Genomic DNA, 24,758 nt, shown 5'->3' with positions numbered 1-24,758 from the left:
GCTCCAAATGCCCCAACAACGCCCGCGAGTTAGCCGACCCCCGCCGCCGAACCACCGTCTCCCCCCGCCGCACCGCCCCCGAGAACCGCCCACCACTCAATTCCTCATCCATCCCCAGACCCTAACCACGCCCCGACCCCCGAGCTTGGGGAAGAAGTCGGCCCGGACAGGCACAAGATGCACCCCACACTCCAGACCGCCGGGCGCAACGAGCCGCGCGCGTTGACGAAGTCGCACGCCGCCACCCGCCATCCGCCGCGCGCCACGCGCCACGCGCGGACCCCAGCCACTCACCAACCCCGTTCAACGGGGTGATCCCAGGCGTAGCACCCCCCGAAAAGAGCAGTTGGTGAGTGCTGGCGGTCCGCGCCTTCCCCGCATCGCCCGCCTTCCCGCGTCGGCCGGCACGGTGGCTTCGGTCGCCGTGCGAGACAGCGGCCGGAACATCGAGTGGAAGGAGATTGTCGTCAGAAATCGACGTCCAGCAGCATGGCGCTTTCAGTCGGCGACGCACTCCCCGCATTCGCCGCATTGCGCGCCCGCGCAGGAGGCGCCAAAGGGCTGTCGCCGCCGGAGGCGGTGTCTTTTCAGGCGTGGGTGTTGAGGGTGGTTAGGGCGGTGGCTACTCGGCCGTGGGCTTCGGTCAAGGCGGTTTGGGCGGCGGGGATGGGGGCGCCGGTGAGGAGGTGGACCAGGGCTGGTTTTAGTTCGCCGTCGGCGGCGGCCAACGCCGATTCGCAGGCGTCGGGGTCGGCGCCGGTGGCTTCGGCGAGGATGCGGAGCATGCGGTTGCGGAGTTTGGCGTTGGTGGCTACCAGGTCGACCATGAGGTTGGACCAGGTGCGGCCCAGTTTGATCATCAGCGTGGTGGAGAAGGCGTTGAGGATCATTTTCTGGGCGGTGCCGGCCTTGAGGCGGGTGGAGCCGGCGATGACTTCGGGGCCGGTGTCGGCGGCGATCACGATGTCGGCCAGGGGTGCCAGCGGGGCATCCGGGTTCGAGGTGACCAGGACGGTGGCGGCTCCGGCGGCTCGGGCGGCCTTGAGGGCACCGGCGACGTACGGGGTGCTGCCGGAGGCGGCGAGGCCGATGGCCACGTCTCGGGCGGTGACTGCGGCTGCGTCGTCGGCGCCGCCTTGTTCGGAGTCTTCGACGTTCTCGACTGCGCGGAGCAGCGCTTCCATGCCGCCCGCGTGGTGAGCGACCACCAAACCGTCAGGCACATGGAACGTCGGTAGCAGTTCGGCCGCATCCAGCACCGCGAGGCGTCCCGACGTACCGGCGCCGAAGTAGTGCACCCGGCCACCGCGCCGGACCGCGTCGACGGCGCAGTCGACGGCCTCGGCCAACTGCGGGAGGACGACCGCGACGGCACCGGCGACCGAGGCGTCCTCGGCGTTGACCATGCGAAGGATTTCGGTCGTGCCCACCGCGTCGATGGCGAGCGTGCGGGGATTGCGCTGCTCCGTCGGTGTCGTCACAGTGTCGATGTTAGTTTTCTACTGAAGGATTTTCAATTCTGTTCATCGTTGACAGAAACGCTTGACGTAACGATCCGTACCCGACCGGTCTCACTCCGAACCCTTGAGCCGGTGCCCGCGGACCGACGTCGCCGTCTCCTCCAGCGCCTTCCGCGCGTCCGGCAGCACCTGCTGAGCGACCCCGATGAACAGGCAGTCGATGACCGTCAGCTGCGCGATCCGCGACGACATCGCACCCGACCGGTACGTCGTCTCGCGCGCGGCCGTGGTGAGCATCAGATCGGCGGTCCGGGCCAGCGGTGAGCGCGGGAAGTTGGTCACGGCGACCGTGGTGGCGCCGTGTTTGGCGGCCTCCTCGAGCGCCTCGACGACCTCGACGGTGACACCGGTGTGCGAGATACCGATCGCGACGTCGCCGTCCCCGAGCAGGGCGGCCGACGGCAGCGCCATGTGCACATCGGACCACGCGAACGCGACCCGGCGGATCCGGTGCAGCTTCTGCTGCAGGTCGAGCGCCACGAAGGCGCTGGCGCCGAAGCCGTAGATGTCGACGCGCGGCGCGTTCACGACCGCGGTCACCACCTTGGCCAGGGCGTCGATGTCGACCTGCTGCGCGGTCTCGCGGACGGCCCGCTCGTCGGCGAACGCGACCTTGCGGACGACGTCGTCGAGCGAGTCACCCGGCTCGATGTCGCCACCGACCTCGGGCCGGATGTTCTCCGTGGCCGACTGGGCCGCCAACTGCAGGCGGAGCTGCGGATAGCCGGGGACACCGATCTGCTTGCAGAACCGGATGACCGTGGTCTCTGAGGTGGAAGCCACCTCGGCCAGTTCGGAGATCGTCATCGCAGCCACTCCGCCCGGGTCCGCGAGGACCGCGTTCGCCACCCGCTGCTCGGCCGGCGCCAGCGCGGGCATCACCGCGCGGACTCGGACCAGCAGCGGCCCCGTGGGTTCAGGAGAGGTTGTTGAGCTCATGACAGCCACGGTACGGCGACTATGCACCAGATGGGATCACCGACGCGAAAGTCTCCAACCTGTTGCCGTAAATGACTCCGGACTGCGTTCCCCGTCGAGAAGAACATCACGCCCGCTCGTGATCTTCACACCATCCACGTAGACACCGCGGCCCTGGTACAGCGGATCGGTCGTGTACCGCCAGCGCAGCGACCGCTCACCACCGGCCAGTTCGGCCGTCACCTGATGCCAGTGCCGGTCGCCGGAACCGCTGATCGTCCCGTCGGTGTCGATGACCGAACCGCGATCCCGCACCGTGAACGGCACCTTGGTCCAGGTCTGCCCGTCCGTCGACGTCTCCAGATACAACAGATCCGAGTCCTCGGTGTCCACGAACAGATCGAACGCGAGCTTCGCCCCAGCAGCCGGTACGGCGACCGAGGTGGCCAGCGTCGTCGTCGCGGCATCCGTCGTCCCGGAGAACCAGGCGTCCTTGCCGTGTCGCGGACCGACCCCGAGCGCCAGCGCGAGTCCCTGCGCAACCGCCCGCCGAGCCGGGTTGTTCGAACCCCAGTTGCGACTGGGGTGCACCCGGTTGGTGAGCAGGATCGCGAACGACCGCGAGTCGAAGTCGATCACGAGCGACGTACCGGTGTAACCCGTGTGCCCGGCGGTCCGCGGGCCGGACAGACCGGCCATGTACCAGCGCTGGTTGAGCTCGAAGCCGAGGCCGTGATCGTTGCCCGGGTAGGCCTGGTTGAAGTTGGTGATCATCGCGGTGACCGAGGATTCCTTGAGGATCCGCGCTCCGCGGTAGCTGCCGCCGTTCAGGAAGGTCTGCGCCAGCACGGCCATGTCGTCCGCCGTACTGAAGACACCCGCGTGCCCGGCGACGCCATCCAGCGACCAGGCGTTCTCGTCGTGCACCGAACCCCAGACCATCCCGCGAGCCGGCGACGCCTGGAACTCGGTCGCGGCGATCCGCGGCTTCTTCTTAGCGTCCGGGTTGTAGCCCGTGTCGCGCATCTGCAGCGGCTTGGTGATGCCGTCGGCAACGAGTTTGTCGAGCGTCTTGCCGCTCACCCGATGCACGACCTCGCCGAGCGCTATCAGGTTCAGGTCGCTGTAGAGGTAGGTCGTCCCCGCCACGCTGGTCGGCTTCGCGGTCAGCGCCATCTGCAACCGCGAGGCGGGATCGGGGCGCGCGCTCCACAACGGCAGCCACGACGGCAGCCCGGTGGTGTGCGTGAGCGCCTGCCGCACAGTGATCGCCGCCTTGCCGTTCTCGGCGAACTCCGGCACGTACTTCGCGATCGGCTCGTCGAGCCCGACCTTGCCCTTCTCGACCTGCTGCAGCACCACGATCGAGGTGAACAGCTTCGAGACCGAGGCCATGTCGAAGATCGTGTCGGTTCGCATCGGGATCTGTTGATCCGCCGGCAGTTCCGTCCCGCTCCAGTCGGCATACTTCAGCGCCAGCCCCGTCGCCTGCCGGGTGACCACGCGACCGTCGTGACCGAGCAGCGTCACCGCCCCGGCGAACAAAGGTTTCGCCGTACCGGCGGGACGCGTCCAGGCGTCGACCTGAGCCAGCGCCGCGTCGATCGGCGCGGGATCGAGGCCGGCGCGTTCAGGCGTCGCGTCCCGTAGGAGAGTTGTCTTCGGCGCGTAGCCGTCATAAGGCTGGTCGAACCGGCCGGATTTGTTGCCGTGGGCAACCGCAGGGGAAGTCATCGTCAGCATCACCGCAGAGGCTATCGTGAGGGCAACGGAGCGTTTCACCGGTGCGCTCCCTTGTAGAGCAGGTATTTTGCCCGCCGCGCGGTCCACGCGTCGGTCTCGGCCTGCCACGCTGCCACGATCTCCTCGGCGGTCGCATCGGCCAAAAGCATGGTCCGGAACCGGTCGGATCCGGTGAGCAGATCGATCCAGCGGCCAGGCGGGTTCTCGGTCCGCCAGTTGAAGCCCGGGTAGAGCTTCCGCGCCTCCACGATCATGTGCGTCGCGGCCGTGATCGCCTCCACCTTCAAAGGATCGGTGATCTGCACCTGCACGCCGCCGCACAGCACGTTCGCGTTCTTGCTGATCGTCGGCGTGAAGTAGGCCTCGCGGAACGCCACCCCCGGGATGTTCTTCGCCTGCAACGCCTGCGCCCACCGATAGTCGACGTACGGCGCTCCGATCAGCTCGAACGGCCGAGTCGTGCCACGCCCCTCGGACATGTTGGTCGCCTCGAACAGGCACATGCCGGGGTAGAGCAGGGCGGTATCCGGAGTCGGCATGTTCGGACTCGGCATCACCCAGGTGAGCCCGGTGTCGGCGTACAGCTGGTCGCGTTTCCAGCCGCGCACCTGGATGACCTGCAACTCCTTCAGCCGGGCGCCATTGGTGTCGAGCGGCAGATACTCCGCGTTGAAGATCCGGGCCAGCTCGCCCACCGTCATGCCGTGCTGCTGGATGATCTCCCGCTTGCCGACGCCAGAGGTGTACCCAGGCTTCAGCATCGGCCCGCGCGCCGACCCACCGGTCGGATTCGGCCGGTCCAGTACGACGAAGCGCGCGCCGGTGCGGACCGCGGCCAGCATCGCCTCGTACATGGTCCAGATGTAGGTGTAGAACCGCGCTCCGACGTCCTGGATGTCGAAGACGACGGTCTCGACACCGGACTTCGTGTACAGGTTCACCAGCTTGTCCGCGTTCGCGCCGTACGCGTCGTAGACCATGATCCCGGTCCGCGGATCGACGTGATCGCCCTCGGAGCCACCGGCCTGCGCCGAACCGCGGAAGCCGTGCTCCGGCCCGAAGACCGCGACCACGTTGACCTTCCCCGACCCGTGCATGACGTCGACGACGTGGTTGAGGTCGGGCAGGATGCCGGTCGGGTTGCTGATCACGCCGACCTTCTGACCGGCGAGTGCCTTCCAGTTGTCCTTGGCCAGTACCTCGGCCCCGGTCATCAATTTCCGGCCACCTCCCGATCCGTGGGCGACAGCAGCGGGCGCATCAAGCAGCGGTGCAGCGGCGATCACGCCGGCGCCGGCAAACAGAGTGCGTCGTTTCATCGTCACCAGCTCATTCCGTGGCCGAAGGGGTACAGGGGTGTCCGCGGATCGCCGGCGACCGGGATGTCGACGGGCAACTTCCCGGTCGGCTTGATCTCGCCGTACAGGGCCTTGGCCAGCGACTCCATCGACACCGAGGCATAGCCGTAGGTGGCCAGGAACGTCGGTGCGGCGTCGAAGTACGCGATGTCGTAGGGATCCTGGACCGCGACGACGATCACCGGTTTGCCCGTGGCCATCAGGTCGCCGACCAGCTTCCGTTGCTTACCGAGTTTGTCGGTGATCTTCGAGTCCCACGCCTTCCGCGTCAGTACGACGGTCACGTCGTTCTCCGCGGCCTTCGCCACCGAGCCCGCGATCGCGGCGTCGGTCGGTGCTGCGCCGGTCTGGGCGACGGTGGTGACCGCACCGCGTTTGGCGAGACTGTTCGCGAGGTTCTGCGTGGTCGAGACTCCCCAACCGGTGACGAGAATCTTCCGCGGGGTGTTGCTCAGCGGGAGCGTCTTCGCGTTGTCCTTGATCAGCGTGATGCTCTTGTCGACGATCTTCTGCGCCGTGGCCAGGCTGGCCGCCGGCCCCATCGCCGCGGGCACCTTGGCGACATCGACGTACGGCTGGAACAGAACGCCGTTCTTCAGCTTGAGCAGCAGGATCCGCAGGAGACTCTCGTCGATCCGCCGCTCACTGATCCGGCCGGACCGAACGGCGTCCAGGACCGCGTTGTACTGCACGTCCGGCGCCGGCGGCAGTAGCAACTGGTCGACCCCGGCCTCGATCGCGCGGACCGCGACCTCTGCATCGCCGTACTCCTGGCGCACCGCGGCCATCTCCAACCCGTCGGTCACGATCACACCCCGGAACCCGAGCTGTTTCCGCAGTACTCCGGTCAGGATCGGCTTGCTCAGCGTCGCCGGGTCACCGGACGGATCCAACGCCGGTACGACGATGTGCGCGGTCATGATCGAGTCGATCCCGGCCTTGATCGCCGCCTTGAACGGTGGCGCGTCGATCGCGTTCCATTGCGCCAACGTGTGGTTGATCGTCGGCAGGTCGTTGTGGCTGTCGTCGACTGTGTCGCCGTGACCGGGGAAGTGCTTGGCGGTCGCGGTGATCCCGGCGTCCCGCTGGAATCCGTGGACCTGGGCGGCGGTCATGTCGGAGACCAGCTTCGGGTCGCTCGAGTACGAGCGGGTGCCGATCACCGGGTTGAGCGCATTGACGTTCACGTCGGCGTCCGGCGCATAGTCCTGCCGGATCCCGATCGCCTTCAACTCCTGGCCTGTGATCGCGGCGGCCGTGCGAGCGTCCGCCGTACTGCGGGTGGCGCCGAGCGCCATGCTGCCGCCGAACTGCGTGGCCGGCGGCCCAATCCGCGTCACCACGCCCTGCTCCTGGTCTGTGGCGATCAGGAGCGGCACGTGCAGCCCGGTCCCGATCGCGGTCTCCTGGAGCTGGTTGGACAGCGTCGCGACCTGGGTCGGGTTCTGCACGTTGCCGCGGCCGTCGAAGTAGATCCAGCCGCCCGGTTTGTACTTCTCGACCACCTCGGCCGGCGTGGCCACGCCGTACAGCTTGGTGTTGCGCGCGTCCGGCTGGTGCGCGTCGGGACCGTAGGCGAACAGCACGAACAGTTGCCCGACCTTCTCCTCCAGCGACATCCGCTGAATCGTCCGCCCGACCTGCGCGGCGGCGGATTCAGTGGGTTCAGGGGGTTTGGCAGCGGCCGTCATCGACACTCCCGCAACGGTGGTGGCCAGGGCGAGCCCGGCCAGACTGAGGCGGCGAAGAATGGGAAGGGCGGGCATGGCGGACCCCCAACAGTAAGTGAATTACAGGCGCAGCCCCCGGTAGCGAAAGTTAACCACAACCCCGCCACAGTGGGTCAAGGCCAAACTACTGATCGCCACCGACAGTCACTGGAGGCCGGATCACCAGAGTCGCAACCACAGCCACCATGAGCACCGTGGTGACGATGAACGGCACCGGAACAATCGGGTCGAGCAGCACCAGCACAGCCCCGAGCGGTACGACGATGTTCACCACCCGATCGGCGTTCGCACGCAGGGCGATCCACCAGATGCCCAGCACGAAGATCGCGATCGGCAGCGTCATCGTGAACGACGCGACGAACTCACTGAGCTTGCTGTGATGGGTGATGACATCGATCTGCGCCTCCACGCCGGCCGAGAACGCCCCAGCCGCGGCGAACACGAAGAAGTGCACGTAGCCGTAGCGCAGTGAGCTGGCGAAGGACGTGATCGCGTGGTGGTGCGGCGGCCAGAAGTAGATCCACCACAGGGCTGCAGTGACGAGCAGCGTGAGCACCGAGATCGAGATGAGCGGTGCGAGCTCCTCATGCGCGTGGACAGCCTCGATGATCGCGTTGGCCGAGGCCAGCAGGCTCTCGCCGAGCAGGATGAGCGTGAACAGGCCGTACCGCTCGGTGATGTGGTGCGGGTGCCAGGGCGTCGGCTGTCCACCGCGGCGCTCGGCCACGACGGGCACCGCCATCTCGGCGATGACGAGGATCAGCCAGCCGATCAGGGTCACCTCGTGCGGCAGGAACATCAGCGCGATCCAGAGCACCTGAACGACGGCGATCCCGGCCGCGTACGACAACCCGACCCGGCGGATCTCCGGAGCCGATCTCGAGGCGCGCAGCCACTGCGCGATCATCGAGACCCGCATCACGACGTACCCGACCACGACGACCCGGAAGTCCTCGTCGGCGAAGACGCGCTCGATCCCGGCGGCGAGCACGAGCACGCCGCCCATCTGGAAGATCGTCAGCACCCGGTAGAGCCAGTCGTCGGTCGCGAACGAGGTGGCGAACCAGGTGAAGTTCATCCACGCCCACCAGATCGCGAAGAACACGATCACGTACGACAGCACGCCGTGCGCGATGTGGTTCTCGGTGAGCGCGTGGTGGAGCTGGGCCGCCGCGACACTCACGGCGACCACGAACACCAGGTCGAAGAACAGCTCCAAGGTGGACGCTACCCGCCCGGGTTCCTGCGGATCGCGCGGTCGCATGGGCATCAACCGCATCCGGGACACCTGAGAGCTGCTCGTCGTCATGGCTCCAGAGTCTTCAGTACGTCCGGCCAAGACTCCAAGCAGGCACGCACAGCAGTGTCTGACGCAGTAGCGATCGCTTCGGTGTAGGCAGCAGTCAGTACGTCGTCAATCCGCACCACTGCACCAGTAGCAGCGGACTGTACGGCGGCCTCCACCATGGCCACGCTGATGACGTTGGAGTGCACCTCGGACTGCGGCTTTGTCCCCGATCGGACCGCAGCAACGAACTCGGCCAACGAACCAGCGATCTCCTCGGGCTCGTCAGCCAGCTCCGCCACTCGGGTCTCCCCCGACACCAGTTCCACGGCCGGTGCGTTGTCACCGTCCCAGTACGCCGTCCCTCCGGCCGCACTGGCTCGCCAGCGACCGTTCCATGAGGTCTCGAGGCCCGGTGCGCACCAACTGCCGTTGAACGCGAACCTGGTCCCGTTGGCGAAGGTGAACACCGCGTTGGCGGCCGCATTACCGTCGAACCAGCTCCACTCCGGGTTGTAGGAGTCGCAGTACACCGACACCGGCGCAGAACCGGTCAGTTTTCGGGCCAGGTCGAACTGGTGGATCGCCATGTCGACCAGCAGCGGCTCAGGCATCTCCTCACGGAAGCCGCTGAAGTGTGGCGCCTTGTAGAACTCACACGACAGTGAGCCGACAGGTCCGAGCTGAGCGATCTGGCGAGCGAACGCGTTGCCGGCCCGGAAGTACCGCCGAGACTGCGACACCATCAGCAGCTTGCCACTGAGCTCCGCTGCGGCGACCATCTGCAGCCCCTCGCGCACAGTCGCGGCCAACGGCTTCTCCGACAACACCGGCAACCCATGGCTCAGTGCGGTCGCGCTAACGATCGGGTGCGCCGCCGGAACCGTCACGTCGATGACCGCATCGGCCGATGCCGCCAGCTCGTCAATCGACGTGGCCACGGGCACAGCGCCGTACCCATGCTCGTCGGCTGCGCTCCGTGCCAGCGTGGTGTCGAGGTCGATCAGTCCAGCCAGTACGACGTCCCGGTTGCCGGCGATCGTGTTGAGCCACGCGCGGCCCATACCGCCGGCGCCGACCTGAAGGATGCGCAGAGGCTCAGGCATCGATCGGTCCGCCGTACCCGTGACCGTTGAAGAAGTCGCCGGTGTCATAGCGCAGCAGCGTCGGTACGGCGCGTTCGGGGCGGTCCGACTTCGCCCAGGCAACGCCGTTCGCGATCACCTTGCGGATGTCCTTGTGGTGATAGACCGGGTAGTCCTGGTCACCAGGCGAGAAGTAGAAGATCTTCCCGTGGCCGCGACGGAACGTGCAGCCGGACCGGAACGCCTCGCCACCACTGAACGTCGAGATGAAGATCAGCTCGTCCGGCACCGGGATGTCGAAGAACTCGCCGTACATCTCCTGCTGCTCGATCTCGATCGGGTGCGGCACCCCCTGCGCGATCGGGTGCGTCGGGTTCACCGTCCAGACCAGCTCACGGTCGCGCTCACTACGCCAGCGCAGCGTGCACGACGTACCCATCAGCTTGCCGAAGATCTTCGACCAGTGACCGGAGTGCAGAACGAGGAGACCCATGCCGGCCAGCACGTGCTGGTAGACCCGCTCGACCACCTTGTCCTCGACCTCACCGTGCGCCGCGTGTCCCCACCAGACCAGTACGTCGGTGGCCGCCAGCACCTCCTCGGTCAGGCCATGCTCGGGCTCGTCCAGAGTCGTGGTGGAAACCTCGGCCTCGAGGTTCTCCGCGATGCCGGCGGCGATCGTGGCGTGCATGCCGTCAGGGTAGATCTCGGCGACGTGCGGTTCGACCTGCTCGTGCCGGTTCTCGCCCCAGACGAGTACGCGAATCGTCATCTGTAGAAGTCCTTTTCAGGGGTCACTTGACTGCTCCGCCGACGGCGCCGGCGGCGATGTACTTCTGGGCGGCGATCAGCAGCACGACGGCCGGGATCGCCGACAGGACCGCGGTGGCCATCACCGCGTTCCAGTTCTGTACCTGGGTTCCCAGGTACTGGTAGATGCCGAGCGTCACCGGCCGGACGCCGCCCTTGGTGGTCAGCGTCAGCGCGAAGAGAAAGTCGCTCCAGGAGAACAGGAAACTGAACAGTCCCGCGGTGATCAGGGAGTTCCGGCTGATCGGCAGCACGATCGCGACGAACGCCCGGAACAGTCCAGCGCCGTCGACCCGCGCGGCCTCCACCAGCGACGGCGGCAGCGAGAGCATGAACGACCGCAGGATCAGGATCGCGAACGGCACCGCACTGCTGAGGTTCGCCACGATCAGCCCGGGAATCGAGTTCAGCAACCCGATCCGTTCGTACGCCGTGTAGAGCGCGTTCGCGATCACGATCCCCGGGATCATCTGCGAGATCAGAATCGCGAGCAGACCGATCGACACCCAGCGGGACCGGAACTGCGACAGCGCATAGGCACACGGCGCCGCGATCGCCAGGCTCAGCACGACCGTCCCGGTCGCGATGATCAGGCTGGTCACCAGGTTCCCACCCTGCTCACTGAGCGCCCGTCGGTAGCCGGCGAAGCTCGGCTCGAGTGGGAGGAAACCGGCCGTTAGGGTGTTGCCGGACGGCTGCAGTGACGCGTTCACCATCCAGTAGACCGGGAACAGCATCACCGCCAGGATCAGTACGCCGATCACCGTGTACGTCGCTCGTCGCGTGGCCGAGTCCGTCATCGCCGTACCCTCCTCACTCGTCCACCGCGCGGCGGGTGCTGCGCAGGTAGAAGATCGCGAACAAGAACGAGAGCGCGATCAGCAGATTGCTCAGGGCCGCGCCCTCACCGAACTTGAAGTCGATGAACGACCGCTCATACGACTGGGTCGCGAGCGTCTGCGTCGAATTGGCCGGGCCGCCGCCGGTCAGCCCGAGGATGATGTCCAGCACCTTGATCGTGTAGACGACCCCGAGCATCAGCAGCACGCCCGCCACCGCGCGCAGGTTCGGCCAGGTGATGTGGACGAACGCGCGCCGGCCGGTCGCTCCGTCCAGCTGGCCGGCTTCGTACAGCTCGTCGGGAATCTCGGCCAGACCCGAGTACAGCAAGGTGACGTTGAACGGGATCCCGATCCAGATGTTCACTCCGATCACTGCGATCAGGGCGACCGACGGCGAGTTCAGCCACGGCACCGGCTGGTCGATCAGGTGCAGGCCGGTGAGCGTGCGGTTGAGAATGCCGTTGTCCTGCTCGAGAATCGAGCGCCAGGTCGCACTCGACACGATCAGCGGCAGCAGCCAGGGCAGCAACAGCAACGACCGCAGGAGACCACCGAGCGGGAACCGTCGCCGGAAGAACAGTGCGAGCGCCAGGCCGATGCCGAACTGGAAGGCGATCGAGCCGATGGTGAACAACGCGGTGTTCACCATCGCCTGCGAGAACAACTGATCGCTCACCATCGCCGAGTAGTTCTTCAGCCCGACGAACGGCGCCTGACCGGTGAAGAACGTGCGCAGGCCGTAGTCCTGCAGGCTCATCACCAGGTTCTTCACGATCGGATAGCCGAACAGCGCAGCCATCGCGAGCACGGCCGGCAGCACGAACAAGACCTTGGTCAGGCTCTCGCCACGCCGGCCACGCGCCCGCCGTACGGCGACTGTCCGGGTCAGTGTCGCCTGCGCCATGTCAGCCGCCCGAGGCCTGCTTGAAAGCATCCTGTGCCGAGGCCTTGCCGGTCAGCGCCAACTGGATCGCCTGGTAGATCACCTTCGCCGCGTCCGGCCACTTGTCGCCGAGCTTGCCGGTCCGGGCGCGGGCGGTCTTGACCTGCTCGGCGAACGCCTTCATCGACGGCACTTCCTTGGCGTACTGGTCGAGCAGCGCGGTCTTGGTCGGAAGGGTGAAGCGGGCCTTCGCCCAGGCCAACTCGTTCTCGTCGGAGTTCAGGCACTGCACGAAATCGGCGGCCTTCTGCTGCTTGGCCTGGTCCTTGTTCAGCGGGACCGTCCAGGCCTCGCCGCCGAGCGGCGCGATCGGTGTCTGATCCGGCTTGTGCAGCGGGAAGGTGACGACATCCCACTTCACCTTCGGGCTCTCCTGCAGCGCCGGGATCTGCCACGGGCCGTTCACCATCATCGCGGCCTTACCGGCCACGAACTGGTCCTTGGCGTCACCCTGGGTCCAGTTGATCACGCTCTTCGACGCCGAGCCGGACTGGACGAGATCAACCCACAGTTGCAGGGCTTCGGCCACCTGCGGGCTCTTCAGGTCGGTCTCGTCGCCGCCATTGGTCCACATGGCCGGCAGGAACTGCCACGACCCTTCGTACGTCGCGTTGGCGTTGAACGCGATGCCGTAGCGGCCGGGCTTGGTCAGCTTCTTGGCCGCGGCCTTCAGCTCGTCCCAGGTCTTCGGCGGCTGCACGCCGGCTTCCGCCAGCATGTCCTTGTTGTAGAACAGCGCGATCGTGTTCGTCACCGGCGCCAGTCCGTAGAGCTTGCCGTCGTACGACGTCGCGTCGACCATGCCCTGAATGACTCCGTCCGCATTCAGACCCAGGTCGTTCAGGGGCGCCAGTGCGCCGGTGGCCGCGATCTGCTGGACATCGGGATTGTCGAGCATCAGCACGTCGGGCAGCGTCTTCGAGGACGCCTGCTGCAGCACCTTCTGGATCAAGGTGTCACCAGGCACCGTCTCCCGCTGGATGCTGACGCCGAGCTTCGTCCCGCAGGCGTCCAGGCCCTTCTGGACCAGCGCCTTGTCGGGGTCGTTGTTGTAGTAGTCGAGGACGGTCAGGCTGGTGACCGCGCCACCGTTTCCGCCGCCGCCGTTGCCGTTGCCGTTGCCGCTCCCACCGCAGGCCGCGATGGCGAGAGACAGGGCCACCGCACCCGCCAGGACGGCGGTGGACCGCTTGCTGCTGATCACATCGGACTCCTTGCACTGTCGCAGGTAAAGCGCTTAACTCCGGAGTGAAAGGACTATGTTCCTTGGGTCACAGTGGTGTCAAGAGTTCAGAAGGGGGCCAGCCTCGATGGTTACGATGCGCGACGTCGCCGAACGCGCGGGAGTGTCGATCGCCACGGTGTCGTTCCTGCTCAACGACACCAAGCCGGTCACCCCGGCGACCCGCGCCCGCATCGAGCAGGCAATGGCCGACCTCGGCTACCGGCGCAATGTGGTGGCCCGCGCGCTGGCCAGCCGGCGGACGCGCATCATCGCGATGGCCTATCCGGCGCTCGAGCACCGCTTCGGGATGTCGACCGCGGAGTTCTTCACCGCGGCGGCCGAGCGAGCCCGCGAGCAGGAGTACCACCTCGTTCTGTGGCCGGTCGGCAACGACGGCGTCGAGCTCCGCGAGCTACTAGGCCAGGGTTTGGTCGACGGCGTCGTACTGATGGAGGTCCAGTTGGCTGATCCCCGCGTCGAGGTGCTGCGCGAGACCGGTACGCCGTTCGCCCTCATCGGCCGGACAACCGAGCTCGACGGCCTCGCCCACGTGGACATCGACTTCGACGCGACCATCGAGGCCGCGGTCGCCCACCTGCATGACCTCGGGCACCGCTCACTTGCGCTGATCTCGGGCGACCTGGCCGACCCCCGCTTCCACGAATACGGGCCCTGGGTCCGATCAGAGGCGGCGTACCGGCGGGTGATGGCGGAATACGGCCTACGCACGGTCGTCGAACCATGCTCGGACACCCCCCGGGCCGGCCGCGAGGCCGCCGAACGCCTGCTGCAGGAGCACCCCGATACGACAGCGATCCTGGTCGCGAACGAGTACGGGGCACTGGGCGTGGTCTCCGCCCTCAAACGCCTGGGCCGCGACATCCCCGCCGACCTCTCGGTGCTCTCCCTCCTGATGGTCCCCGAAGTAGCCGCCCTCAGCGACCCCGAACTCACCTTCCTGAGAACCCCAGGCTCCGAGCTAGGCCAACTAGGCATCGAAGCCCTCATCCGCCAACTCGAAGGCGCCGCCCCCCTCCCGCCCCAACTAGTCCCCGCCACCCTCCAACCCGGCGACACCGTCGGCCCCCCACCCAGTTAGTTCAACGGGTTGGGGTGTTCCAGAGGGCGGTGATGAGGGGGCGGTGGAGGTCGGTTCGGCGGACGCAGAGGCCGATGGGGAGGGGGTCTAGTGGTGGGTGGACTCGGCGTTCGACCAGGCGGCCGGAGAAGGTTGAGGTGTCGAGGACGAGGCGCGGGACGATGCCGATGCCGAAGCCGAGGTCTACGAGAGCTAGTAGTGCCTCGTGGCCATCTGGTTCCGCGGCAATCGACGGGCGGAGGCCTCTGGCGCGGAACCAGCGGAAGGCGGCCTCGCGGACCAGGCCGCGGGCGGGAACGACGTACGGGCTGTCGGTGGGGACTCCGGGGGCGCTGACCAGGATTAGGTCGGTGGTGGCGATGGTGCGGCTGATCAGGGTGCCGGGGAGGCGCGGGGGGATGCCGGCTACGGCGGCGTCTACCTCGCCCTCGTCCAGGCGGGCTAGCGCCATCGCGGCGTCGCCGGTGCGGATGTCCAGGCGGATCTGTGGGTGGGCGGCGTGTAGTGGGGCGAGTAGGTCGGGCAGGAGGGCCTCGCAGGCGGTGACGGTGGCGAAGATGCGTAGCTCGCCGGTCAGGTCGGCCGGTACGTCGGTCCCAGCGCGATAGTCACTCCACAGCCCCAGCACCTGCTCGGCGTACGACGTGAAGCGGCGGCCGTCGGCGGTGAGCACGACTCCGCGCGGACCGCGGTCGAAGAGGCGGCTCCCGGTGCGCACTTCGAGGCGCTGGATGGTTCGCGTGAGCGTCGCGGCGCTGACGTGGCACTCCAGGCTGGTGCGGCCGTAGTTGAGGGTCTGGGCCAGGTGCAGGAACAGTTCGAGCTCGCGATGGTCCACGTTTCACCTTCTGCAACGCTGCGGTGCAGATCTTGCGCTTGCTGCAAGAGTAGCTTCGGCTTTCACTGAAAGACATGACCACCATCGACTCGTCGGTCTTCACGACCGAGACCATGACGGTGCCCGGGGGATCCGAGACGATCCTCCGCGGCGGCCGCGACCTGTTCCCGCTGCTTCCCGCGGCCTTCCACGGCATCGAGCGGATCGGCGTACTCGGCTGGGGACCGCAGGGTCGCGCCCAGGCCCTCAACCTCCGCGACTCACTGGCAGGCACCGGCATTACCGTGTCGGTCGGCCTCCGGCCGGGCTCGACGTCGGCGGACGACGCCCGGGCGAACGGCTTCACCGAGGAAGACGGCACACTCGGCGAACTGCTGACCGTCGCAGCCGCCTCCGACCTGGTGATCCTGCTGATCGCCGACGCGGCGCTGGCCGCCCAGCACGAGACGATTTTCCAAGCGCTCAAGCCCGGCGCCACGATCGGCCTGTCGCACGGCTTTCTGCTCGGCCACCTGCAGGCGAGCGGCCAGGACTTCCCGCCGGGCCACCCGGTGATCGCGGTCTGCCCGAAGGGCATGGGTGATTCGGTACGCCGTCTCTACCAGCAGGGCGCGACTGTCAACGGCGCCGGGATCAACGCGAGTATCGCGGTCCACGCCGACCCGGACGGGCATGCGACCGACCGGGCACTCGCGTGGTCGGTCGCCCTCGGATCGCCGTACACGTTCGCGACCACACTGTCGGCCGAGTACCGGTCGGACATCGTCGGTGAACGCGCGATCCTGCTCGGCGCGGTCCACGGCCTGGTCGAGGCGCTCTACCGGTACTTCCGACTCGAAGGGGCCGACCCGGTGACGGCGTACGAGCGGTCGACCGAAGCGGTGACCGGACCGATCGCGCGAACGATCTCGGCCGCCGGACTACCCGCCGTACGGGCTGCGTTGTCCGGCGCGGATCAGGAACTGTTCGATCGCGCCTACAGCGCCGCCTACCAGCCGGCCCGCGACCTGGTCGCCGAGATCTACGACGAAGTTGCCGAAGGCACCGAACTCCGCAGCGTCATCCTCGCCGAGCAACGCCTCGCCACTCGCCCGATGACCGCGATCGCCGGCAGCGAAATGTGGTCCCACAGCGCCGAGGTCCACGCCCGCCGAGGGACGGCTACAACCATTGATCCAGTTACTGCAGGACTTTTCGTTGCCACCATGACTGCCCAGGTGGACGAGTTCGCGGCCCGCGGCCATGTCTGGTCGGAGATCGTGAATGAGTCGATCATCGAGGCAGTCGACTCGCTGCTGCCCTACATGCGCGCCCGCGACGTCGCCTACATGGTCGACAACTGCTCCCGCACCGCCCGCCTCGGCACTCGACGCTGGGGCCCGCGATTCCAGGCGGCGTACGAACAGCTAGCCCTCCCCGCCCTAGCCAACCCCGCAGACCCAAAGGCAATCGACGCGTTCCTCCAAAACCCCGTCCACGAAGCCCTAGCCGTAGCCGCCGAACTCCGCCCCTCCGTCGACATCTCCGTGTCATAGCAAAGAGCCCGGGACACCAAGTGTCCCGGGCTCTCAAACAGCTTCAGAGCTTCAGCGAAGCCGCAACCACATCAGCCAGCGAGTGCGCGATCTCGTCGGCCGTGTCGGACGACTCGGCCTCGACCATCACGCGGACCAGCGGCTCCGTGCCCGAGGGACGAAGTAGCACCCGGCCGGTGTCGCCGAGCCGCTTGGTCGCCTCAGCGACAGCAGCCTGTACGACGGAGTCGGTCGCGGCCCGGTCCTTGTCCACGTTCTTGACGTTGACCAGGACCTGCGGCAGGCGGGTCATCACGCCGGCCAGGTCGGCCAGTGTCTTCCCCGTCTGGGCGATCCGGGCCAGCAGCATGACCGCGGTCAGCGTGCCGTCGCCGGTGGTGGCGTGGTCGGACAGGATCACGTGCCCGGACTGCTCACCGCCGAGCTTGTGGCCGCCGGCCTTCATCGCTTCCAGCACGTACCGGTCGCCGACTTTGGTCTGCTCGACCGCGATCTGCTCCCGGACCATCGCCTGGACGAAACCGAGGTTGCTCATCACGGTCGCGACCACGGTGTCGTTGGACAACCGGCCGCTGTCGCGCATCGCCAGCGCCAGGATCGCGAGGATCTGGTCACCGTCCACCAGCTCGCCGTTGGCGTCGACCGCCAGGCAGCGGTCGGCGTCGCCGTCCAGGGCGATACCCAGGTCGGCGCGGTGCCCGATCACCTCACGCTGCAGACCCTCCAGGTGGGTGGATCCGCAGTTCAGGTTGATGTTCAGGCCGTCCGGTGCGGCGGCGTACGTGATCACCTCGGCACCCAGCCGGCGCAGCGCCTCCGGAGCTGTCCCGGACGCGGCGCCGTTGGCGCAGTCGATGACGACCTTGACCCCGTCGAACCGGTTCGGCGCCGAGCGGACCAGATGCGAGACATACGTCTCGAAGCCCTGCCCGTCGTCGAGAACGCGGCCGACGGCCGCGCCGGTCGGGCGCTGCCACTCCTCGTTCATCCGGATCTCGATGGCGTCCTCGATCTTGTCGTCGAGTTTGATCCCACCGCGGGCCAGGAACTTGATGCCGTTGTCCGGCATCGCGTTGTGGCTGGCGGACAGCATCACGCCGAGATCGGCACCGGTCGAGCCGGTCAGATAGGCGACGGCCGGGGTCGGCAGTACGCCGAGCCGGAACACGTCGACGCCGGCGCTGGCCAGTCCGGCCACCACAGCGGCTTCCAGGAACTCTCCACTGGCGCGTGGATCCCGCCCCACAACGGCGCGTGGCCGGTGCCCTTCGAAGGCACCGGCCTCGCCGAGTACATGAGCTGCCGCGACCGAGAGGTCGAGCGCCAGCTCCGCGGTCAGGTCCACGTTTGCCAGGCCACGGACTCCGTCCGTACCGAACAAACGCCCCATCAGGTGATCAGCGCTTGCTGTACTGAGGAGCCTTGCGGGCCTTCTTGAGACCGGCCTTCTTACGCTCCTTGATCCGCGCGTCGCGGGTGAGCAGACCGGCCTTCTTCAGACCGGGCCGGTTCGCCTCCTCGTCGGCGGCGTTCAGGCACCGGGCCACGCCCAGCTGCAGCGCACCGGCCTGGCCGGTGATGCCACCGCCGTTGATCCGGGCGATGACGTCGTACGAGCCCTCGAGGCCCGCGACGACGAACGGCTCGTTCACGTGCTGCTGGTGGACCTTGTTCGGGAAGTAGACGTCCAGCGGCTTGCCGTTGACGGTCCACTGACCCGTGCCGGGCACGAGGCGGACGCGGGCGACAGCCTCCTTGCGGCGGCCGGTGGCGCCGGCCGGGTTGATCACCGCGACACGACCCGTCTCGGCGCGCTGCTCCGGAGTCGGGTTCGTCTCGGAGGTGTAGGCGACCGGGCCCTCGTTGTCGATGGGGACCTCGGGGTCGAACTCTGCAGTCTCGGTGGTGATGTCGCTCACGCTGAAAATCCTCGTTTACCTGGCTCGTCGATCGCTTACTGGGCGATCTGGGTGATCTCGAACGGCTTCGGCTGCTGGGCGGTGTGCGGGTGCTCCGGACCGGCGTAGACCTTCAGCTTGGTGAGCAGCTTCCGGCTGAGACGGTTCTTCGGGAGCATGCCCCAGACAGCCTTCTCGACGGCCTTGCGGGGATCCTTGTCGAGGATCTCGCCGATCGGCGTGGCCGTCAGACCACCCGGGTGACCCGAGTGGCGGTAGGCCAGCTTGTCCGTGCGCTTGGTGCCGGACAGGGCGACCTTGGAGGCGTTGATGACGACGACGAAGTCGCCGCCGTCGACGTGCGGAGCGAACGTCGGCTTGTGCTTGCCGCGCAGCAGGGTGGCGATCTGAACGGCGAGCCGACCGAGCGTCACATCGGTAGCGTCGATCACGTGCCACTCGCGAGTGACGTCCGCAGGCTTCGGGCTGTACGTGCGCACGGTCGTTGACCTTCGTTTCTCAGAGGTTGACAAAACAAGTACGTCGGCGAGCGGTCCGCCGACAGGAATGAACCTCTTCGGGACCTGAAACGCACAACAGCAGCCCAGAATACCGGCGTACACCACCCAGGGTCAAAGTGAGCCCAGGCTCGATGGGGACCCCGGCTTGGAAGCAGCTGAGGACCGCACTAGTTTAGCGGTGAAGATTGCAGTCCGAATCGCGTCCCGCCGGCTGATATACACCCTCACTCACCCAGGCGATGACGCCAGCTTCCGAAGAGGGCATCGTGACCGAACAGTCGCTCACCGTCCGGGACAACCGGACCGGCAAGGACTACGACCTTGCCATCACCGATGGCACCATCCGTGCCGCAGATCTCAAGCAGATCAGCGCAACCGACGGAGACGGTGGCCTCGCCACCTACGACCCCGGCTTCGTCAACACCGCCTCGACCCGGTCCTCGGTCACCTTCATCGACGGTGACAAGGGCATCCTGGAATACCGCGGCTACCCGATCGAGCAGCTCGCCGAGCAGTCGAACTACCTCGAGGTCGCGTACCTGCTGGTGAACGGCGCGCTGCCGAACAAGGCGGAGTACGAAGCCTGGGTGCACGACGTGACATATCACACCTTCGTGCACGAGAACCTGAAGACCTTCATGCAGGGCTTCCGGTACGACGCGCACCCGATGGGCATGCTGCTGGCCTCGGTCGGCGCCCTGTCCACCTTCTACCCGGAGTCCCGGGAGATCTTCGACGAGGAGTCCCGGGCGCTGCAGATCCGCCGGCTGATCGCGAAGATGCCGACCCTGGGCGCCTTCTCGTTCCGGCACGCGCAGGGCAAGCCGTACGTCTACCCGGACAACGAGCTCAGCTACGCGGCCAACTTCCTCTCGATGCTGTTCAAGATGAGCGAGCCCAAGTACGCCGCCGACGACCGGCTGGTGCGCGCACTGGAGATCCTGTTCATCCTGCACGCCGACCACGAGCAGAACGCGTCCACCAACGCGGTCCGCGCGATCGGCTCCACCCAGGTCGACCCGTACTCCGCGGTGACCGGTGGCATCGCCGCCCTCTACGGCCCGCTGCACGGCGGCGCCAACGAGGCGGTGCTGAAGATGCTGCGCCGGATCGGCTCGGTCGACAACGTGCCGTCGTTCATCGAGGGCGTGAAGAACGGCGAAGAGCGCCTGATGGGCTTCGGCCACCGGGTCTACAAGAACTACGACCCGCGCGCCAAGATCATCAAGAAGGCCGCCGACGACGTGTTCGAGGTGACGGGAATCAACCCGCTGCTGAAGATCGCCGTCGAGCTGGAGAAGATCGCGCTCGAGGACGAGTACTTCGTCTCCCGCAAGCTCTACCCGAACGTCGACTTCTACTCCGGCCTGATCTACGAGGCCCTGCAGTTCCCGCCGGAGATGTTCACGGTGCTGTTCGCCATCCCGCGCACCTCGGGCTGGCTGGCGCAGTGGCTGGAGTCGCTCGGCGACACCGACCAGAAGATCGCCCGTCCGAAGCAGATCTACACCGGTGCCCGCGGCGTCCAGTACGTCCCGATGGGCGACCGCTAGCACTTATTGGGAACGGCCCCGGTCCGGCATCTTTGCCAGGGACCGGGGCCGTTTCTGCGCTTCTGCCACCTACGACGCACCGTCGGCCGCGACCGGTTCCCGCAGCGCTGCGATCAGTTCCTCGAGCCGTCCACGCGCCTTGGCCATCGCGACATGGTCCACATAGTCGCGGGACTCCACGATCTCGCCGTCGCGAACCCGCAGGACGAACACGCACGGCACCCGGAACCGCTCCCCGGTCGCCGGAGCGACCCCGGCGTAGGCGAACTCCCCCACGATCACCTCGGGGTCGGCGGTCTGATGCACCACGATGTCCGCCGCCTCGAAATGCACCGTCGCAGCGACCTGGGGGCCGGTACCCGTGAAGTGCTCACGCAGCGCCTCGCGCGACAGCAGCGGCGGGGCGCCGTACGGACTCATTGGATGCCGTACGTCGGTTTGTTCGGCATACAGGTCGGGCAATTCGGCGTACTGACCGGCGGCGACGCCGCTCACCAGCTTCCGGAAGACCTCTTCGGGTGTCATGCGCGGAGCCTAAGTTCCGGAGAGTTCACTTCGGTTACAACCAAATGGGTCTGCTCGGACGTCTCTTTTAGGGAGGCACGGGGGTTGCCACGAGGAGAGGGGTCTGGGGTGCGAGCTGATGCGCGGGACAATCGGGCGCGAATTCTGACGGCGGCGGACGAGGTGTTCGGGCAGTCGCCACATGCGTCGACGGATGCGGTGGCCAAGTTGGCGGGGGTCGGTATCGCGACCGTTTTCCGGCATTTCCCGACCAAGACGGACCTGCTGGAGGCTGTGCTCACCCAGCGGCTGGAGCGGTTGCGGAACCAGGCTCTGACGCTGGCCGCCGGGGAGAACGCGGGGCGGGCGTTCTATGCGTTCTTCACCCAGGTGGTGGCGGAGTCCTCGGCCAAGCTCGCGATCGGTGAGGCGCTGACCTCGGCCGGCATCGCGGCCGGTGAGGACGCCCGTAAGGCGGCCGCCGGGCTGCGGGAGGCGTTCGGTTCGCTGCTGTCCGAGGCACAGCGCACTGGCGCCGTACGGGGCGATGCACGGCTGCCGGAGGTCTACGCACTGCTGATCGGCGCCTCCCGGGGTGCCACCACACGCAACGTCGACCCTGAGGTCCGGAACCGGATGCTCGGTCTCGTGTACGCCGGTCTACGCCCGGCTGCGTGAGACGTAGGCGCAGGGTCGCCCTGCTGGTCCTCCTGGTCTTCGCACTGCTGATTCCGGTACCGCTAGGCGCCTACGCGCTCTCGCTGCGCATCCAGTACGACGGTGAGTCGTCGGCCCGCACGCGGAACCACGACGCCTTCTGGCTCGGCCATGCCTGGGTGGATGGCCGTAAGAGCGCGGCTGACGTCACCGCATTGGCCAAACGGCTGCAGGGGACGGGGATCCGGGACCTGTACGTCCACACCGGTCCGCTTGAGCACGACGGCACGCTGGCGCTGGACAAGGTGTCGCCACGCGCGCGCTGGTTCACAACCGCGATGCGGGCCGCTGCACCCGACGTACGGGTGCAGGCTTGGCTCGGCGACGTCGTCCAGCCGGGGAAGAACCCGGGCATGGATCTCGAGGACGCGGCTGTCCGCAAGCAGGTGGTCGCCTCCGCGAAAACCGTGCTGGCACAGGGGTTTCAGGGCATCCACTACGACTTCGAGCCAGTGCGGTCCGGGTCGCGCGGGTTCCTCGCCGTACTGGATGAGACGCGCACCCTGGGCGCACCGCTGTCCGTAGCGGCCCACCAGATCGACCCGCTCTGGCAGCTGCACCGCATCCCGATCGACAAGTGGTGGTCGCAGGACTACTTCCGACAGGTCGCCGAGCGGGTCAACCAGATCGCAGTGATGTCCTACGACACAGCAATGCCACTGGAGTCCTTGTACGGCGGCTATGTCGCCAAGCAGACCAAGTTGGCGCTGGAGGTCACGCCACCCGGCACCGACCTCTTGATGGGCCTTCCGGCGTACTGGGAGAGCAACCCGTCCCACTGGGGACACGCAGAGACCGTCGCCGCCGCAGTCCGAGGCGCACGCCTCGGACTGGGCGACTCAACCCGCCAGAACTTCGGTCTGGCCCTGTACGTCGACTTCACCCTCACAGACGAGCACTGGGCCGCGTACCGCGACGGCTGGAGCTAGCGGGAGCGCTGGACCCGGCCTTCGTCCCAGACCGGCTCGTCGGACTCGTAAACCGTGCCATCGGCACCGAACACGAGGTGGCGGTCGAAGCCACGGGCGAACCAGCGGTCGTGGGTGACGGCGAGAACCGTGCCGTCGAAGGAGTCCAGGCCCTCTTCGAGCGCCTCGGCAGACTCGACGTCCAGGTTGTCGGTGGGCTCGTCGAGCAGCAGCAGGGTCGCACCGGACAGCTCCAGCAGCAGGATCTGGAAGCGCGCCTGCTGACCACCGGAGAGGCTGTCGAAGGTCTGCTCGGCCGCATGCGCCAGCTCGTACCGGTCCAGCTTGCGGGAAGCCAGCTCGCGGCCCATGCCGTCACGGTGCTCGTCACCGCGGTGCAGGATCTCCAGCAGCGTCTTGCCGACCAGCTCCGGGTGCTCGTGGGTCTGGGCGAACCAGCCCGGCCGCACGCGCGCACCGAGCTTCACAACACCGCTGTGCGCGACCGGTGCGATCGGAACCTCACCGATCGGCTGGTGCTCGATATCCGGGTCAGTACCGCCGTTGGCGAGCAGGCGAAGGAAGTGCGACTTCCCCGACCCGTTGGAACCCAGTACGGCGACACGTTCGCCGTACCAGACCTCCAGGTCGAAAGGCTTCATCAGACCGGTCAGCTCCAGCCCGGTGGCCACCACTGCTCGTTTGCCGGTGCGGCCGCCGGTCAGGCGCATGCTGACCTTCTGCTCGCGCGGCAGCTCCTGCGGCGGACCGACCTCCTCGAACTTGCGCAACCGGGTCTGTGCGGCCTTGTAGCGCGAGGCGAGGCCGTCGTTGTACGCCGCCTTGACCTTGTACATCTGCACCAAGGCCTTGAGCTTCGCGTGCTCCTCGTCCCAGCGCCTGCGCAACTCCTCGAACCGTTCGAAGCGGTGCTGTCGAGCCTCGTGGTACGTGCGGAAGCCACCGCCGTGGGTCCACGCGGTGTTGCCGGCCGCACCGAGCTCGACGGTGATGATCCGGGTCGCGGTGTTGGCCAGCAGTTCGCGGTCGTGGCTGATGTAGAGCACCGTCTTCTCGCTGGTGCGCAGCTGCTCCTCGAGCCACCGCTTCGCCGGCACGTCCAGGTAGTTGTCCGGCTCGTCCAGCATCAGGACCTCGTCCGGTCCGCGCAGCAGGGCCTCCAGGACCAGGCGTTTCTGCTCGCCACCGGACAGCGTCTTCACCTCACGCCACTGGCAACGGTCGAAGGGGACTCCGAGCGCAGACGTCGTGCACACGTCCCAGATGACCTCTGCGTCGTACCCGCCGACCTCACCCCAGTCGGAGATCGCCTGCGCGTACTTGAGCTGGGTCTTCTCGTCCTCGGACTCCATCATCGCCAGCTCGGCCTTCTCCAGCGTGGCCGCGGCCTGCTGGAGCGGCTCCGGCGCGACGCTGAGCAGCAGGTCCCGCACAGTCGACGCGTCCCGCACCGAGCCGACGAACTGGCGCATCACACCCAGACCGCCGGAGCGAGCGATGCTGCCGCTGTGCGCCTTCAGGTCCCCCGCGATGATCTTGGTCAGCGTGGTCTTGCCCGAACCGTTCGCTCCGACCAGTGCGACCTTCGCACCGTCCCCCACCCGGAACGTGACGTCGTCCAGCAGCACCCGACCATCCGGCAGCTCGAACCCGATGCCGGCGACTTCTACGTGACCCATTCCCCCAGTCTGACCGGCGGACCCGT

22 protein-coding genes are annotated in these 24,758 nt (G+C 67.2%); 5 read left to right on the top strand and 17 right to left on the bottom strand.

Features of this window, described 5'->3' with window-relative positions:
- Positions 1-587: 587 nt before the first annotated feature.
- The 11 genes from murQ to ACFTSF_RS14200 form a co-directional block, all read right to left on the bottom strand.
- Entirely contained in the window at positions 588-1,481 is an 894-nt protein-coding gene (murQ, locus tag ACFTSF_RS14250) for an N-acetylmuramic acid 6-phosphate etherase (protein WP_380154189.1), read from the bottom strand.
- A gap of 90 nt (positions 1,482-1,571) precedes the next feature.
- Complete coding sequence (locus tag ACFTSF_RS14245; protein ID WP_344144681.1) at positions 1,572-2,459, bottom strand: MurR/RpiR family transcriptional regulator; 888 nt, start codon at positions 2,457-2,459, stop codon at positions 1,572-1,574.
- 36 nt (positions 2,460-2,495) lie between these two features.
- Positions 2,496-4,181 carry a serine hydrolase gene (locus tag ACFTSF_RS14240; protein WP_380154188.1) on the bottom strand — a complete coding sequence of 562 codons (1,686 nt, stop codon included), beginning with the start codon at positions 4,179-4,181 and terminating at the stop codon, positions 2,496-2,498.
- Between the two features lie 35 nt (positions 4,182-4,216).
- Positions 4,217-5,500 carry an exo-beta-N-acetylmuramidase NamZ domain-containing protein gene (locus ACFTSF_RS14235; RefSeq protein ID WP_380154187.1) on the bottom strand — a complete coding sequence of 428 codons (1,284 nt, stop codon included), beginning with the start codon at positions 5,498-5,500 and terminating at the stop codon, positions 4,217-4,219.
- A gap of 2 nt (positions 5,501-5,502) precedes the next feature.
- Positions 5,503-7,305, bottom strand: coding sequence for a glycoside hydrolase family 3 protein (locus ACFTSF_RS14230; protein ID WP_380154186.1), 1,803 nt, complete (start codon positions 7,303-7,305; stop codon positions 5,503-5,505).
- Between the two features lie 88 nt (positions 7,306-7,393).
- Complete coding sequence (locus ACFTSF_RS14225; protein ID WP_380154185.1) at positions 7,394-8,578, bottom strand: low temperature requirement protein A; 1,185 nt, start codon at positions 8,576-8,578, stop codon at positions 7,394-7,396.
- A complete protein-coding gene (locus tag ACFTSF_RS14220) occupies positions 8,575-9,660 on the bottom strand; it encodes a Gfo/Idh/MocA family protein (RefSeq protein ID WP_380154184.1) in 1,086 nt (361 codons plus the stop codon). The genes ACFTSF_RS14225 and ACFTSF_RS14220 overlap by 4 nt, the downstream gene beginning before the upstream one ends.
- Entirely contained in the window at positions 9,653-10,411 is a 759-nt protein-coding gene (locus ACFTSF_RS14215) for a ThuA domain-containing protein (protein WP_344144669.1), read from the bottom strand. Before ACFTSF_RS14215 ends, ACFTSF_RS14220 begins: the two co-directional genes overlap by 8 nt.
- Before the next feature lie 22 nt (positions 10,412-10,433).
- Positions 10,434-11,249, bottom strand: a complete 816-nt coding sequence (locus tag ACFTSF_RS14210; protein WP_380154183.1) for a carbohydrate ABC transporter permease — start codon at positions 11,247-11,249, stop codon at positions 10,434-10,436.
- Positions 11,250-11,262: 13 nt separating this feature from the next.
- The gene (locus tag ACFTSF_RS14205) at positions 11,263-12,195 is read right to left on the bottom strand and encodes a sugar ABC transporter permease (protein ID WP_344144665.1); all 933 of its coding nucleotides are present in this window, start codon (positions 12,193-12,195) and stop codon (positions 11,263-11,265) included.
- A 1-nt stretch (position 12,196) separates the two neighbouring features.
- Positions 12,197-13,438 carry an ABC transporter substrate-binding protein gene (locus ACFTSF_RS14200; protein WP_344144663.1) on the bottom strand — a complete coding sequence of 414 codons (1,242 nt, stop codon included), beginning with the start codon at positions 13,436-13,438 and terminating at the stop codon, positions 12,197-12,199.
- 106 nt (positions 13,439-13,544) lie between these two features.
- On the opposite strand from ACFTSF_RS14200, the gene ACFTSF_RS14195 reads away from it, so the two are divergent.
- On the top strand, positions 13,545-14,558 hold the full coding sequence (locus tag ACFTSF_RS14195) for a LacI family DNA-binding transcriptional regulator (protein ID WP_380154182.1): 1,014 nt from the start codon (positions 13,545-13,547) through the stop codon (positions 14,556-14,558).
- Between the two features lies 1 nt (position 14,559).
- Here ACFTSF_RS14195 and ACFTSF_RS14190 read toward each other — a convergent pair whose 3' ends face one another.
- Positions 14,560-15,396, bottom strand: a complete 837-nt coding sequence (locus tag ACFTSF_RS14190; RefSeq protein ID WP_380154181.1) for a LysR substrate-binding domain-containing protein — start codon at positions 15,394-15,396, stop codon at positions 14,560-14,562.
- Between the two features lie 74 nt (positions 15,397-15,470).
- Here ACFTSF_RS14190 and ACFTSF_RS14185 point away from each other — a divergent pair, with 74 nt between their 5' ends.
- Complete coding sequence (locus ACFTSF_RS14185) at positions 15,471-16,931, top strand: ketol-acid reductoisomerase (protein WP_380154180.1); 1,461 nt, start codon at positions 15,471-15,473, stop codon at positions 16,929-16,931.
- Between the two features lie 43 nt (positions 16,932-16,974).
- Here ACFTSF_RS14185 and glmM read toward each other — a convergent pair whose 3' ends face one another.
- Genes glmM through rplM form a run of 3 tightly spaced genes read right to left on the bottom strand, consistent with a single transcriptional unit; the run spans position 16,975 to position 19,329 of the window.
- Positions 16,975-18,321, bottom strand: a complete 1,347-nt coding sequence (gene glmM / locus ACFTSF_RS14180) for a phosphoglucosamine mutase (protein WP_344144656.1) — start codon at positions 18,319-18,321, stop codon at positions 16,975-16,977.
- A 7-nt stretch (positions 18,322-18,328) separates the two neighbouring features.
- Complete coding sequence (gene rpsI / locus ACFTSF_RS14175; protein WP_380154179.1) at positions 18,329-18,850, bottom strand: 30S ribosomal protein S9; 522 nt, start codon at positions 18,848-18,850, stop codon at positions 18,329-18,331.
- A 35-nt stretch (positions 18,851-18,885) separates the two neighbouring features.
- A complete protein-coding gene (gene rplM / locus ACFTSF_RS14170) occupies positions 18,886-19,329 on the bottom strand; it encodes a 50S ribosomal protein L13 (protein WP_131360941.1) in 444 nt (147 codons plus the stop codon).
- A 287-nt stretch (positions 19,330-19,616) separates the two neighbouring features.
- Here rplM and ACFTSF_RS14165 point away from each other — a divergent pair, with 287 nt between their 5' ends.
- A complete protein-coding gene (locus ACFTSF_RS14165) occupies positions 19,617-20,903 on the top strand; it encodes a citrate synthase (protein ID WP_344144653.1) in 1,287 nt (428 codons plus the stop codon).
- Between the two features lie 69 nt (positions 20,904-20,972).
- Here ACFTSF_RS14165 and ACFTSF_RS14160 read toward each other — a convergent pair whose 3' ends face one another.
- Positions 20,973-21,428, bottom strand: a complete 456-nt coding sequence (locus ACFTSF_RS14160) for a nuclear transport factor 2 family protein (protein ID WP_380154178.1) — start codon at positions 21,426-21,428, stop codon at positions 20,973-20,975.
- A 108-nt stretch (positions 21,429-21,536) separates the two neighbouring features.
- Here ACFTSF_RS14160 and ACFTSF_RS14155 point away from each other — a divergent pair, with 108 nt between their 5' ends.
- Complete coding sequence (locus tag ACFTSF_RS14155) at positions 21,537-22,085, top strand: helix-turn-helix domain-containing protein (RefSeq protein WP_344144650.1); 549 nt, start codon at positions 21,537-21,539, stop codon at positions 22,083-22,085.
- Entirely contained in the window at positions 22,082-23,053 is a 972-nt protein-coding gene (locus tag ACFTSF_RS14150; protein WP_380154177.1) for a hypothetical protein, read from the top strand. The genes ACFTSF_RS14155 and ACFTSF_RS14150 overlap by 4 nt, the downstream gene beginning before the upstream one ends.
- Here the strand turns inward: ACFTSF_RS14150 and ACFTSF_RS14145 are convergent.
- Complete coding sequence (locus ACFTSF_RS14145; RefSeq protein WP_380154176.1) at positions 23,050-24,732, bottom strand: ABC-F family ATP-binding cassette domain-containing protein; 1,683 nt, start codon at positions 24,730-24,732, stop codon at positions 23,050-23,052. The genes ACFTSF_RS14150 and ACFTSF_RS14145 overlap by 4 nt on opposite strands.
- Positions 24,733-24,758 lie beyond the last annotated feature (26 nt).

This window comes from Kribbella sp. NPDC056951 (genome assembly GCF_042674205.1).
Classification (GTDB): Bacteria; Actinomycetota; Actinomycetes; order Propionibacteriales; family Kribbellaceae; genus Kribbella; species Kribbella yunnanensis.
This window is presented reverse-complemented; position numbering and strand designations above follow the sequence as displayed.